The 13919-nt window shown below is 34.7% G+C and carries 11 protein-coding genes and 1 tRNA gene; 3 read left to right on the plus strand and 9 right to left on the minus strand.

Annotated features, from left to right (window positions below; genetic code table 11):
* The first annotated feature begins 119 nt into the window (after positions 1-119).
* Positions 120-680 carry a YqgE/AlgH family protein gene (locus tag CLV33_RS05875; RefSeq protein ID WP_042240815.1) on the plus strand — a complete coding sequence of 187 codons (561 nt, stop codon included), beginning with the start codon at positions 120-122 and terminating at the stop codon, positions 678-680.
* On the opposite strand, the gene CLV33_RS05880 is transcribed toward CLV33_RS05875, so the two are convergent.
* Both CLV33_RS05880 and CLV33_RS05885 read right to left on the minus strand, forming a co-directional pair.
* Entirely contained in the window at positions 677-1519 is an 843-nt protein-coding gene (locus tag CLV33_RS05880) for an aminotransferase class IV (protein ID WP_042240812.1), read from the minus strand. The genes CLV33_RS05875 and CLV33_RS05880 overlap by 4 nt on opposite strands.
* Positions 1520-1571: 52 nt before the next feature.
* Positions 1572-1964 carry an START-like domain-containing protein gene (locus CLV33_RS05885; protein WP_105473086.1) on the minus strand — a complete coding sequence of 131 codons (393 nt, stop codon included), beginning with the start codon at positions 1962-1964 and terminating at the stop codon, positions 1572-1574.
* Between the two features lie 131 nt (positions 1965-2095).
* On the opposite strand from CLV33_RS05885, the gene CLV33_RS05890 reads away from it, so the two are divergent.
* Positions 2096-2169: transfer RNA gene (locus CLV33_RS05890), tRNA-Met, on the plus strand.
* A 213-nt stretch (positions 2170-2382) separates the two neighbouring features.
* Positions 2383-3528, plus strand: a complete 1146-nt coding sequence (locus CLV33_RS05895) for a saccharopine dehydrogenase family protein (protein WP_105473087.1) — start codon at positions 2383-2385, stop codon at positions 3526-3528.
* A gap of 158 nt (positions 3529-3686) precedes the next feature.
* Here CLV33_RS05895 and CLV33_RS05900 read toward each other — a convergent pair whose 3' ends face one another.
* The 7 genes from CLV33_RS05900 to CLV33_RS05935 all read right to left on the minus strand — a co-directional run bounded on the left by CLV33_RS05900 (position 3687) and on the right by CLV33_RS05935 (position 13919).
* Entirely contained in the window at positions 3687-5183 is a 1497-nt protein-coding gene (locus tag CLV33_RS05900) for a sulfatase (RefSeq protein WP_211297538.1), read from the minus strand.
* Between the two features lie 13 nt (positions 5184-5196).
* Positions 5197-6486, minus strand: coding sequence for a DUF6786 family protein (locus CLV33_RS05905; RefSeq protein ID WP_105473089.1), 1290 nt, complete (start codon positions 6484-6486; stop codon positions 5197-5199).
* A gap of 412 nt (positions 6487-6898) precedes the next feature.
* Positions 6899-8485, minus strand: coding sequence for a sulfatase family protein (locus CLV33_RS05915; RefSeq protein WP_105473145.1), 1587 nt, complete (start codon positions 8483-8485; stop codon positions 6899-6901).
* 34 nt (positions 8486-8519) lie between these two features.
* On the minus strand, positions 8520-9995 hold the full coding sequence (locus tag CLV33_RS05920) for a sulfatase-like hydrolase/transferase (RefSeq protein WP_211297539.1): 1476 nt from the start codon (positions 9993-9995) through the stop codon (positions 8520-8522).
* A gap of 8 nt (positions 9996-10003) precedes the next feature.
* Entirely contained in the window at positions 10004-11422 is a 1419-nt protein-coding gene (locus tag CLV33_RS05925; RefSeq protein WP_105473092.1) for a sulfatase family protein, read from the minus strand.
* A 1-nt stretch (position 11423) separates the two neighbouring features.
* Positions 11424-12836: a sulfatase family protein gene (locus CLV33_RS05930; protein ID WP_105473093.1), complete on the minus strand. Its 1413-nt coding sequence runs from the start codon at positions 12834-12836 to the stop codon at positions 11424-11426.
* 36 nt (positions 12837-12872) lie between these two features.
* The gene (locus CLV33_RS05935) at positions 12873-13919 is read right to left on the minus strand and encodes a glycoside hydrolase family protein (protein ID WP_105473094.1); all 1047 of its coding nucleotides are present in this window, start codon (positions 13917-13919) and stop codon (positions 12873-12875) included.

Raw genomic sequence — 13919 nt, forward strand, 5'->3', positions numbered from 1 at the left:
TAGCTGCAGAAAAAAATAGAAAAATACCTTCCAAAACGGAAGGTATTTTTTTTATGCCTATTCCAAAAGTTGTTTTTCTAACAAAATAATCTTAGATTTAGTTACTAATTATATAAAATATGACGAGCACTACACCCAAAAAAGGTGATTTGTTAATTGCAGAACCAGCCATAATTGGAGATGTGTCCTTTAACCGCTCCATTGTTTTGTTAGCAGACCACACTAAAGAAGGTTCTATTGGATTTATACTTAACAAACCTCTAGAATATACCATTAAGGATTTAATCCCTGAAGTTAAAGCTGCTTTTAAAGTATATAACGGCGGCCCTGTAGAACAGGATAATTTATATTTTATACACAAAGTGCCAGAGCTCATCCCTAACAGTATAGAAATTTCTTTAGGTATTTACTGGGGAGGCGATTTTAAAAAAGTGGCAGAATTAATAACACAAAATACTATAAGCGAGAACGATATCCGTTTCTTTTTAGGATATTCGGGTTGGGATTCCAGTCAGTTAGAAAACGAACTTAAAGCCAACTCATGGTTAGTATCAGAAAATATTTATGAGCAAAATATTATTGAAAAAGACTATGCATCGTTCTGGAAAGAAAAAATGCTAGAACTAGGTGGCGAGTATAGTATTTGGTCTAATGCACCAGAAAACCCAAACTACAACTAAGCCAACCTTACTGCTACGTTTAGTTTTTCTATTAAAGTTTTGGCAACGGTATTTGTAAATTGCTTTTTTCTATATTTTGAAATAGGCTGAATGCCAACAATTACATTGGTAACAAACAATTCGTCTGCCTTTTGAAGTTCAAAAGGAGAAATTGATGCTTCCTGTAATTCAAAATCATTTAATTGCTTAATAAACTTTAATAGTTGAGTTCGCATTACACCTTTTAAACAGCCATCAGACAAAGGTGGTGTTTTAATAATATTGTCTTTTACCAAAAATAAATTACCGTTAAGCGCCTCTACAACATGTTTATTTGTATTTAACAGCAAACAGTTATCCAATGCGTTCTCTTTGGCAAAAATACTTCCAATAACGTTTAATGCCTTGTTATTTGTTTTTAGAGTAGACAATAAGCTAGGAGCTACGTAATAATCTTTAAATAAATCTACTTCGTATTTAGTTTCATTTAATTCAAAAATAGTAGCATCTAAAGGTTTAACACTAATGTTATAACCTATAGCATTTTGTTTTGGTAGGTATAACCCACCTTCATTTCTGTGTACTGTTAGTTTAACGCGAGCATCACTACCACCTAATTTATTTGCACTTAAAGTGCTGCTTATTTGGCCTTCTAGATATTCCATTGTAAAATTCATTGGAATTTCCATTCGCATAATACGCATAGATGCCATTAATCTAAAATAATGGTCTTCCCAAAATAATAATTTACCGTTTGCTACTTTTATCGTTTCAAAAAGCGCATCACCATAAGCATAACCACGATTATGTATAGAAATATAAGTGTTATCGTCTAAAATTGTACCGTTAAAATTTGTCATAAAAAAGTCCCGAAGTAAATTCGGGACAAATATAAAATTAAATTAGGTTTTCTTAAGCAGAACCTAACACTTGTTTTAAATCGGAAATTTGATTTTCCCAAAGCATTTTAGCTTCATCAATCTCATCGTCTTCTGCAAAATCTGTAATCATTAAAGATACATCTTTAGTGATTTCATCTACTTGAATTCTAATTTCAAAATAACACGAAGCGCCGTCTTCTTCATCGGCAATCCATCTAAATTTAATACGTTCACCGCTTTTCTTGCTTAATAATTTAGCCTTTTCTTCGCTATCGTCCCAAATAAAGGTAAATAGTTCACCCCGAGAGTTCACATTGTCTGAAAACCATTCAGACAAACCAGATGGCGTTGATATGTATTGATAGAGTAATTGCGGCGATGCATGTATTGGGAACTCTATTTCAAATTTAATTTTATCGTCCATAAATGTCATTAAAATTTAGTGATGCTCAATATATACATTAATTGATAAGATTTACAATTATTTTTCATAATATTTTGCACAACTTATGCTTGCGCACATAAATTTTGTTTTTATATTTGCAACCTCAAAAAGGCGAGGTAGCTCAGTTGGTTAGAGCGTCGGATTCATAACCCGGAGGTCTCGAGTTCAAATCTCGATCTCGCTACAGCTAAAAAACCCAAGATTCTTAGTCTTGGGTTTTTCTATAAAATACTTCTAAGATTACAACCAAAACTATTTAATAATTGACATTTTTTAAGTATCAAAAAAAAAACAAGTACTTAAGATTAATTGTTTAGAGCATTATTTAATTAAACTATTATTATTGCTTATTATTTATAATACGTAAATTGGTATTAATTCTGTACATACAACTATCATGGAAACCCATTACAATATTGTCATTGCAGGTGCTGGTGGTATTGCCGAAGCAGCAGCACTTATTTTAGTAGAATGGAGTGCTATAACACCAACCATTTATATTGGTAATCGCAATCTTTATAAAGCCCGTAAGGTAGCTGATTGGGTTGTAAAAGGTACAAATAAACCTTGTAAGGTTATTCCATTTCATTTAGATGCGTTACACATTTCTAGTGAAGCAACAAGTATTTTTAAAAATAGTAATGCTATATTAGATTGTTTACCTGGTAGTTTAGCACCAACTATAGCAAAACTTGCTTACAAATATCACCTCCATTACGCTAATCTTACGGAATATGTTGCTGAGACCAATCAAATTATAGCGCTTGCCAAAACTGCAAAAACAGGGTTTGTGCTACAAACGGGTTTGGCGCCTGGTTATATTAATATATTGGCAAACTTTATGTTTCAAGAATTTTGTAAATCCAATAACGTTGATAAGGTAGATATTTTAGAATTTAAAGTTGGAGCGCTAACCAATAATGCTGTAGCGCCACATTTTTACGGTTTTACATGGAGTCCTGTTGGTGTAGCAACAGAATATATAAAAGATTGTATTGTGATTCGTGATTTTAAAAAATCCTCGCTCCCTGCTTTATCTGAAAGACGCCCTATTATAATCAACGGAATAACCTATGAGGAAGACCTCACCTCTGGAGGTGCTGCAGATCTACCTGATGCTTTAAACGGTAAAGTAAAATATTTAGATTATAAAACCTTACGCCATCAGGGACATTACGCTTGGATTGAGAGGCAATTGAATAATTTAAAAAATACTAAGAATCCTATTTCTGGCTTACAAAAAGCAATGCAGGAGTTTATTCCTCATGTTCAAGACGACCAAATTATACTTTATGCTGCTGTTGAAGGTAAAGACGCTAAAAACATCTTACGAAGGAAAGAAATTACCAAACATATAAAGCCAATGCTAGTAGGCAAACATACGTTACGTGCTATTCAAACTACTACAGCGGCTCCTTTGGTACAAGCTATTCAACTATTACTGGAAACTAAACCTACAGGGGTTTTTCTACAAAGTGAACTGGATACAAAAACTTTTTTAAATGGAGCTTTTGTTACGCCAGTTTATGGAAAGGTATACTGATGCTCTATACAGTTTTCGATAAAAATTTAAATTAAGAATTTATTGAAACCAAACATCATTTAAACAAACCACTAAGGTATTTCTTAGATTTTATTTAGGTGTCTTGTCCTAAATAACCGATACAGGTTATTTATATTTATAACAGATATTATTTTTGGTTAGAAATTTAATTTTGAAACAGGTGGAAGCGGTACATTATTTGTTTTACGCCACTGCATAAGTTCGTTTAATAATTCAGATGTTTTGGCTCCGTTTTGGTCTGCTAAATTTTCAGTTTCTTTTAAATCGTTTTTAAGGTTATACAACTCCAATTTACCATCGTTTAAAAACTGAATTAATTTCCAATCGCCTTTTCTAATAATGGAACATGGTGGATTTTTATAGGTGCTTGCTAAATGCCAAAAAAGAGGACGTTCTTTAAAAGATTCGTTTTTCAATAAGGGAACAATGGAAGTTCCATCCAAAACTCCTTCATAATTTTTTATTTGTGCCAAGTCTAAAAAGGTTGGAAAATAATCCATACCACAAATAGGAGTTTCTGAAATTCCAGCTGCTAATTTTCCTTTCCAATTTATAAAAGCAGGAACTCTAATGCCACCTTCGTAAATAGTACCTTTGGCGCCTCTCAAACTATTTGTATTACTTTGCAAACCATTAAATCCGTTGTCTGAAGTGAAAATAACAATGGTGTTTTCTCTTAAACCTTGTTCATCCAAAAAATCAAAAATGCGTTTTACGTTTTCGTCAATTGAAGCAATCATCGTCGCGTAACCCGCTATTTCTTCCAATCGTTTTTCGCCTTGTCCTGTAACCGCATCTGGGGTTTTATTCAAAAATTTTTGGTATTGTGCTTTACTTCTTGGAACCGTTGGCCTATGTGGTGCATAGTAATGTAAATTCACAAAAAATGGCTCGTTTTCATTTCGTTTTATAAAATAAATCGCTTCATCTGTTAGCCTATCGGTTAACCATTCGTCATCTTTTTTATCTTCAATAAAAGGATTTTTAAAAGGTGCTTTGTATCCGCCACTTACAGAATTATACCCTTTGTCATAACCACGCGCAGGGTCTCCCCACCAGGTTCCACCAACGTTTTCATCAAAACCTTTTCCTGTTGGGTAATACTGATGAATTTCAGCCGATTGATGTTCTTGTAACCAGTTTAAATTGCCGTTAGCTGGTTGTTTTAAAGGCTTTTTAAACGGATAAATTGTTTCTTCCTTTGGGTTTGGCCCAACCACATGCCATTTGCCTAAGTGAATGGATTTGTATCCTGCATCTTTTAAAGGTTTTGCATACATGGTATGCTCCAATCCCACCGTCCATCGAGAAAAGATATTATGCTTGCTATCTCCCTTTTCCAACACAGGCACGTTGTAAACACCTGTTCTAAAAGACTGCTTTCCCGTTAACAAAGCTGTTCTAGAAGGCGAACACGTAGGATACATGTAAGCGTCTGTAAACACCATACTTTCTTTAGCTATGGTATCTAAATTGGGGGTTTCAAACCAGTTACTGCCCATAAAACCCACATCTTGCCAACCCAAATCATCGGCCATGATAAATATAATATTTGGCTTTATTTTGACATTATTTTGACTTTTACATCCAAATAAAATAAAAAGATACACACAAAGTAGACCCGTTATTTTCAATATACTTCTTGTTTTAGTTAAAAGCCGTTTTAATATCATTAATAGTTACATCAAAAAGCTCTTGTACAATTGGGTTTAAAGTAGCTTCATCTCCTTCAATATGAAAGGTGGTTTGAATATGTGTACCACTTTCACCAGGCTTTAATACCAATGCAGGAGAAGAGGTTTCCAACTCATAAAAAGGGCCTAAGGGTTCAGCTCTAGGCTCTGGGGCACCATCATTATAGGCATTAATGACATCACCACTAAATGGTTCCTGCTGAATTTCCCACATAGAGTTTACGTAATCTGTAACATTTTTAGGTTTGTTGTATTTTACAATAGTTAAAATTCCGTTTGCCGAATCATAAGATCCCGCAATATCTTTTGCTCTCATCGGAGTTAAGCCTATTTTACCACGATATTCTCCATCGCCCTTAAAGAAAATGGCACTATCTTTTACCACCAATCTATCCGATGGTACTTTACCAAAATACGCATCGTTAACAACAGCTCCTAATTCGGTTTCATCCCCTTGAATGAAAGGAATAACAATAGTTGTACTTGGAGAATGATTGAACATACCCAACATCCAAATAGATAGTAATCCTGTTTCTTTTTTCCATGGTTTCTTACCGATGTTTGTTAAGGTATTTGTAGTTTGATATGCTACGGTTTTTAGTTGATTAGATAATTCTGAAATGCCTAATTTTTTTTGAATTGCTTCTTTAGAAAGTATAGATACTTCTCTTTTAATTTCCATATCAAACTGAAACCCTGAGTAATTTTTTAAAGATGCTGTTTTTGTAAACGTAGCCGATGTTTGTGATACTTTTTTTATATCAAAAGGTTCTAAATCTATTAGTTTTGGTGTATACCAATCTTTTAAAGTAAACTCAGCGCCTTTTTTAAAAAAAATAGAGTATTGACCGCCTTCTGGTCCTAACCAAAACCGTTCTTCGCCTCCAAATACGTTTATATGCTCCAAGGTGTCTTTAGACTTAAATAATGCCTTGTTAATCCATCCATAACTTCTGCCTTCGTCTCCAAAAGCACTACTTGTCATTACCCTACCTTGTAATGCAGCAGCAACTGCAACTTTAGATTGATTAGAATCTTCTTTTAATTCAATTACTTGAATGTAATCTTTCATAAAACTAACGTCATCTCCATAACTATTTTTTTCCATTTGTTCTTCTTTATTTACTGTTTGATTTAATATGCTTATTTTGGATTTATTTTTTGAATTGCATGCAGCTAAGAGTAGTAATTGGCATGCAACAATTACAACTTTACTAACTCCAAATCTTTTATTTACTTTCATGACTTCAAGTTTATTTAATTTTGGTTAGGACTATTCTTCTTCTATATCTAGTGTTTACTTTACTAATAAGTAGTATCTGTTTAAAACTTTGTTTTACCATTTCAAAAAGTTGATTGAACATATTAGCTGCTCTATACTTATAATTTTCTAAGTTATAACCTTTGGCAATGAGTATTTGTATGTGTTTTTCATACATTTCTTACTCTCTCTAAAATTGTTTTCTATTTAAAACAAACGCTATTTATTTCGACAAACTACAACCATTAAACGACATAAATATGTGATGCCATGTTATAAAATAATCGTAAAAAACTAATTTATTTAAAAATTTCTTTTCTTATTTATACTTTAAAATCCTAAAACTAACATAACTATAAATAAGTATCCTTTAACTTTTTTTCCATATATAATTTTAGTCTTTTGGCCTGTAAGTATCTAAAATAGCTTCCATTTCTTTGACTACTTCAGGAAATTTATTGTAAACATTCGTGGTTTGATATTTATCTTTTTCTAAATCGTACAACTGAGCAACTTGAGCAGTTTCTTTTAGCTTTCCGTTTTCCATTTCGCTGTTTTTTCCTCCTACAAAGTTTACTGCTGCTGCTCCACCCCATGCATGATGATGTGGCTTGGAACCGCCAAAACCACCGCTTCCTTTAGCAGGAATGTACATCCATTTTCCTTTACGAAGTGATAAATGTGTAGACTTATGGGGAGCAAGAAGTAATTCATCTCGAATAGGTTCACTAGGGTTATCAATAAACGCAGGTAATACATTTATACTATCTGAATTTTCTAAATTATTTGGATTTTGCCCTGTAACCACCATAAATGTTGCCAACATATCTACATTACAAATCAATTGATCTGATACTGTTCCTGCTTCTATTTTTCCTGGCCATTTGGCTATAAATGGAATTCTATGTCCGCCTTCCCAAACACCAAATTTAAACCCTAACAAATCACCATTAATTTTATGTCCCGCTTTTACAGCGTTGCGACCTCCTAAATTTAACATGGCACCGTTATCGCTCGTTAAAATGATTAAAGTATTGTCTGCAACACCTTGTTTTTCTAAGGTAAACGTAACTTGACCAACCATCCAATCTAACTCTTGAATAAAATCTCCATAAAGTTCAGCATCGCTTTTTCCTTGAAAATTAGTCCCTGGTGTAAAAGGATGATGAATATGCGTCGTGGCAAAGTATAAGAAAAATGGGGTTTGTTTATTGCTTGTAGTTCGTTCCGTAATCCAATCCACAGCTTTACCAGCCAAGACTTGACCTACTGTGTAATCGTTATATAATTTGTGGGCTTTAACAGCTCCTTTAAACATATTTTGTGTTCTTTGCGATGCTTCTGGAGGAATAGGTGTGATTGGAGTAACTTCTTTGTCTTTTCCTCTACCTACAAAAACCAACGGATCTTTTGGATCACTTCCTACCACATGTGTATTTTCAACATATACATAAGGTGGCGCACTATTTACCAAGGGTACTCCATAATAATAATCGAAACCTAAATCGTTAGGACCTGGACTTAAAGGTGCTTGCCAGTCATTTTCGCCTTTTTTAAAGCCTAAATGCCATTTTCCTAAAGCTGCCGTAGCATAACCGCTATTTTTAAACACATCGGCAATGGTAACTTGTTCCATATTTATTAATAATTCAGAAGTTACAGCCGCTGGTCCCCAAATGCCTTTTCCGTTATTACCGCGAACAGGATATTGCCCTGTTAGCAAAGCATAACGAGACGGAGTACACACTGCAGATGCCGAATGCGCATCGGTAAACATTTTTCCTTCGTTTGCCAGTTTATCAATATTGGGTGTTTTTACTTTGGTGGCGCCGTAACAACCTAAATCGCCATAACCCAAATCGTCTACCAAAATGTAAACGACGTTGGGTTTGTTTTGTGCTTCAATGTCTAAAGTGCCCATAGAGCACAATAACGTTAATAAGGCACTTAGTTTTAGTGTAAAAAAAACATTGTTTTTCATAGTCATATCTTACAATTTAGTTTATTTTGAATTTCTAGTTGACTCTGTAATGCGGGCTTCCCTTCAGCCATTCGTAATCTTTGTATTGGTATTCATCTGATAATTCCTCTTTTTTACTTAGAGGTTGCCAAAGTGGAGGTTTACTATCCATGTTCAATTTTTTCCACCGTGTTAGCATTTGCTCAACCATTTTAGGATGACTTTTAGACAAATCTTTGGTTTCAGACAAATCTTCTTTTAAGTTATATAACTCTATTTTCTTGTTGTTTACAATTAATTTATAGTCTCCCACTCTAAGCACACCACTATTTTCTTTGTAATTTCTACCAATTCTCCAAAACAATTCCTCATGAGGTTCTTCTTTGGTTTCTCCTGTAATATAAGTTGTGATATTTTTTCCATCTAACTCTTTATTAGAAATATCACCACCAGCTAATGCTACAGAAGTAGCTCCAATATCTAATGTGGTAACAGGAGCATTTAGAACACTACCCGATTTAATTTTACCAGGCCAACTTACTACCAGTGGTACACGAAGTCCACCCTCATAACTACTCCATTTTGCTCCTTTTAGAGGTCTATTATCACTGGTACGTTTCATTCCGCCATTATCACTTAAAAACCAAACAATAGTATTCTCGGTAAGATTCAATTTTTCTAAAGTTGCCATTAGCTTTCCAACTCCTTTATCAAATTCAAAAGTCATTGCTGCATACACAGAACGGTTTTTAGGCTTTACTCCTGGAATCTCAGTCATTTTTTCTTCAGGAAACATGGCTATCGTTTCTTCTGGTGCTTCTAAATATTCATGAGGAGCGTTATAAGACATAAATAAGAAAAATGGCTTTTCTTTATTTTTTTGAATAAAATTCACCCCTTGCTCCGTTAACTCATGAGTTAAATACTGATTCCATTCTACAGGTTGATTGTTATGAATAATTGGCAAACTATGATGCATGTCTCTCATTGCCCACGGTTTTGGTGTATTGAGGTACTTCCCGTTATAGGATGGATGATTCATGGGATAATATAAATGTCCGCCACTTAAAAAACCATACCATTCATCGTACCCCATGTTATTGGGATGTTGATGAGGAGCGGTTCCCATATGCCATTTTCCTACTCCCCCTGTTACATAACCTTGCTCTTGCATATATTGAGCAACAGTACTAACATTGTTTGGTAAACCTTGTTTTTCATCTAATGGTGTTCCCGGATTTCCATACCATCCAAAAGAAGATTGCATTCTACCTGTTATAAATCCTGCTCGTGAAGGTCCACACATTGGTCCTGACACATAACCCGATGTAAGAATTGCTCCATTTTTAGCTAGTTCATCAATATTAGGTGTTGGAATATCTTTACACCCATTATAACCTACATCTGCATAACCTAAATCATCAGCCATAATTACTATAACATTTGGTTTTTGGGCATAGGTATAACCAAACAGAAACATGCAAGTAACTAATGAGCATATGGTTTTTATGGAATTGAATTTTATTAACATCTTCAGTATTATTTTTTTTCTTGAATATTTTCAAACGGTGGCACTCTTTGATCGGTTCCTATCACATTAATATCTCCTAATTCTTTTCTTACTCTTTCAGCTTCTTTTAGAAACTCTTCTACAATTTCAGGATGCTTTTTAGAAACATCTGTTAACTCTCCCATGTCGTGTTCCAAATCAAATAATAACGGACGACCTAAAGCAATCAATCCTCTACACCCAATATTCTTTAAGTTACTTCCGTTAAATGGCTTTTCGTTTTTGTTTTTAGACCAAAAAGGTTGATCTTCTGAAGTTCTCGGTAAATGTAACTTCCATGGTCCTTTTCTAATGGCTTGTAAATTGATTCCATTATAGTAGTACATGTATTTGTGTGGAGAGGTTCCTTTTCCTGTTTTTAAAATAGAGGTGATGTCTTTTCCATCAATCACTCTATCTTTTGGGAGTTTTGCTCCAGCCAAAGAAGCCAATGTTGGTAATAAATCCATAGATGATAAAAACGTATTATTTACTCCTGTTGCAAATTTTCCTTTCCATTTGATAATAGCCGGAATACGAAAACCACCTTCCATAGTCGTATATTTCCCCCCGTTTAAAGGTCCTGCAGAACCTCCAAAGTGACAAATAGCGGGACCGTTATCTGACAAGAAAATAACAATGGTATTTTCATCTAATTTTTTATCTGTAAGTGCTTGGGTTAATCTACCAACATGGTAATCCAACTCCTGAACATAATCTCCGTACAAACTTCCTTTAGAAGTTCCTATAAATTCCTTGCTAGGTTTGATGGGTGAATGCACCGAATGATAAGCTAAGTATATAAAGAAAGGATTCTTTTTATTTTCTTCCATATACTCTATGGCTTTATTAGTATAATCCCCTATTAAAGTTTCAAAAGCTACATTTTCTTTTACTACTTTTCTGTCAAAATAAACATCGTCTAAATCTGGATGTTTTGTATGCCAATTGGATTGTAATCCATAAAAATGCTGAAAACCATGGTCTATAGGTTGATGTCCTTTATTAAACCCTAAATGCCATTTTCCTATAGCCAATGTTGCATACTTTTCTTTTAAAAGCACATCTGCAATAGTCATTTCATCAGCATGTAAGCCATAATCTTTATGCTTTTTTATTTTTCCTTGAGCCACAGGAAATCCGTTTCGCATAGGATAACGACCTGTAAGCAATGCTGCTCTTGATGGGCTACAAACAGATGATGCTACCTGAAAATCGGTAAATCGCAATCCTTCTTCTGCCAACTGATCAATATTAGGAGTGTTTACATCTTGCGCTCCATAGCAACTTAAATCTCCATACCCTAAATCATCAGCAAACAAAATGATGATATTCGGTTTTTCTTGAGCCCAAGTAAAACATGCCGAACAGATGCAACAAACAATAAATTGATAAATTTTAGTTTTCATTTTAATTTATTGGAATTAGGTTATTTGGTGTGTGATAAGGTTCATTTCCAACGGGTCTTGCATTTTCTCCACGTTTGTTTATATCTCCAATGTCTTGTTTTGCCCAATCTAACAACTTAAGTAATGCTGCAACCACTTTAGGATTTTCATCAGCAAGATTGGTAGTTTCAGCAATATCAGTTTCTAAATTGTATAGCATAGGTTTGGTAAATAATTCTCTATCTTTTGGAGCGCTATGAATTGGCCATTTTCTATAAACTATAGATTTTGGATAAGATTCATGAGCTAAGTGTAACTTCCATTTCCCTTTTCTAACAGCACGTAAAATATGATGTTGGTAATAAAAAAATGGTCTATCCAATTCTGTTGATGTTCCATGAATAATCTCTGAAACATCTACTCCATCAATCACTCTATCTTTTGGAACTGTTGCTCCAGCAATTTTTGCAATGGTTGGTAACAAATCTATAGTGGCTACTATATTTTCTGACGTTTTTCCGGCTGGCACTTTTCCTGGTGCACGTATAATGGCAGGAACTCTAAATCCGCCTTCCCAAGCCGATGTTTTTGCTCCCCTTAAAGGTTCTGCATGTCCTCCGTGCTCTTTTTTAATCCACCACGGTCCATTATCACTAGTAAAGATTACGTAAGTGTTTTCATCTAACCCCGTTTGTTTTAAATGATCTAAAACCCTACCTACATTATAGTCTATTTCTTCAATAACATCACCATACAAACCACCTTCTGATGTTCCTTTAAATTCATCAGAAACAGCTAATTTGGTATGTGGCATGGTGTGCGCTAGATATAGAAAAAAAGGTTGTTTTTTATTTTTGTCGATAAAACTAATAGCCTCGTTGGTATATCTTTTTGTTAATGTAGACATGTCTGCATTCTTTTCTACCAACTTATTATTTCTGATTAAATGTACTCTTGCATCGTTACTTCCTGGAGTTAAGAAAGATTCATCGAAACCCTGATGCATAGGCAGTAAATCTGGATTAAATTTTTCTGGATTATGTCCTGCCAAATCCCATTTTCCAATCATACCTGTTTTATAACCTACGGGTTTTAACACCTCAGCAATGGTAACTTCGCTCAATGCCAATTTAGGATGCGGATTATCGCCATTATCATTACGTGCATTTCGCATTGGATAAGACCCCGTCATTAGTGCAGCTCTTGAAGGTCCACAAACGGTTTGGGCGTAAAAGTTGGTAAACTTCATCCCCTCAGATGCCATTTTATCTATATTCGGAGTTTTTATGTTGGGCGAACCAAAACAACCCAAATCTTGATACCCTTGGTCATCGGTAAAAATGATAATAAAATTAGGTTTGCTACTATCCTCGTTTTGTCCTTGTGAGCAAGAGCTAAACAATAATGAAACTAATACTATAAATGCAAATCTCATATTTTAAAAATTAAGGTGTCATTAGTGTTATTATAGTTACATATTATTTATTTCAAACCTAAACAAATGCGCTTCGCCTTTGCTTTGTCTCATACAAATTCCCCATCCTGGAATGCTGCTTCCTACATTCCCATTTTCTAGATGCGAACGGTATAAACCTGGAGCCATCGGTATGTTTTCTAAATTTTCTTGTAGTGGATTAAAATCTAAACCATCTTTTGCCCAATGAATAGACTTACTTAGAGAAGCCAAAGAGGCTACACCGCCATTATGATTCCATATTAACACCTCATGACCTTTTTCTATTAAAGGTTTTGAGTATTTTACAAAAGGGCCTTCGGGTGTATCGGCCATAGCTACGCCCATTTGGGTACGTTTCGGCCCTTCCTTACCATGCTCGATACATCTTCCTTTATAATACAGCCAAATTTTTCCATCTCGAACCAACATACTGGCATCGTCAACTCGATAACTATCAAAATCGGAAGAAACTTCGCTATGCGCAATCACAGGTTCTTTCGAAACCCGTTTAAATGGGCCGTCTGGACTATCGGAAACCGCCACACCTATACCTGTAAAATCGGTTGTGCTATTACCTTCAAACTTGCCTTCAGGATTTCCGGGAGTTGGTTGCACACCGGTATAGTAGAGATAGTATTTGTTATTATATGCCAAAATATTTGGGGTAAATACCGAATGACTATCAAACGTGCCCTTTTCGCCAATATTTAAAGCCATACCTTGCTCTTGCCACGTATGGCCTTCATCTTCTGAAGTGGCGTACCAAATAGTACCCCAATATCCAGACCTTACAGGCTTATCCATCCTAGTGTACCACACATAATACTTCCCGTCAACCTTAATGATGTCGCTGGGATCTCTTCTGTTGTAGACGGAATCTTTTCCTATTCCTGTAACTTCAGAATATGAAAAACTTACCGCTTCTTTCTTACTTTCATTGGTTGAAACCTCTTGTGGTGTTTCCGCTTTTTTGGTTCGTTTATTGCCACAAGCTGTGAAAAGCAAAAAGGATAGTATAGCAACAGACAAATAAGTACTTCCTTTTTTTAAATTGATTTTCAT

The organism is Jejuia pallidilutea (assembly GCF_002973595.1).
Classification (GTDB): Bacteria; Bacteroidota; Bacteroidia; order Flavobacteriales; family Flavobacteriaceae; genus Jejuia; species Jejuia pallidilutea.

Coding starts and splice junctions, on each gene's coding strand:
- CLV33_RS05930 (WP_105473093.1), bottom strand. CDS start 12,836: ATGAGATTTGCATTTATAGTATTAGTTTCATTATTGTTTAGCTCTTGC.
- CLV33_RS05885 (WP_105473086.1), bottom strand. CDS start 1,964: ATGGACGATAAAATTAAATTTGAAATAGAGTTCCCAATACATGCATCG.
- CLV33_RS05895 (WP_105473087.1), top strand. CDS start 2,383: ATGGAAACCCATTACAATATTGTCATTGCAGGTGCTGGTGGTATTGCC.
- CLV33_RS05875 (WP_042240815.1), top strand. CDS start 120: ATGACGAGCACTACACCCAAAAAAGGTGATTTGTTAATTGCAGAACCA.
- CLV33_RS05880 (WP_042240812.1), bottom strand. CDS start 1,519: ATGACAAATTTTAACGGTACAATTTTAGACGATAACACTTATATTTCT.
- CLV33_RS05905 (WP_105473089.1), bottom strand. CDS start 6,486: ATGAAAGTAAATAAAAGATTTGGAGTTAGTAAAGTTGTAATTGTTGCA.
- CLV33_RS05920 (WP_211297539.1), bottom strand. CDS start 9,995: ATGTTAATAAAATTCAATTCCATAAAAACCATATGCTCATTAGTTACT.
- CLV33_RS05915 (WP_105473145.1), bottom strand. CDS start 8,485: ATGAAAAACAATGTTTTTTTTACACTAAAACTAAGTGCCTTATTAACG.
- CLV33_RS05935 (WP_105473094.1), bottom strand. CDS start 13,919: ATGAAAATCAATTTAAAAAAAGGAAGTACTTATTTGTCTGTTGCTATA.
- CLV33_RS05925 (WP_105473092.1), bottom strand. CDS start 11,422: ATGAAAACTAAAATTTATCAATTTATTGTTTGTTGCATCTGTTCGGCA.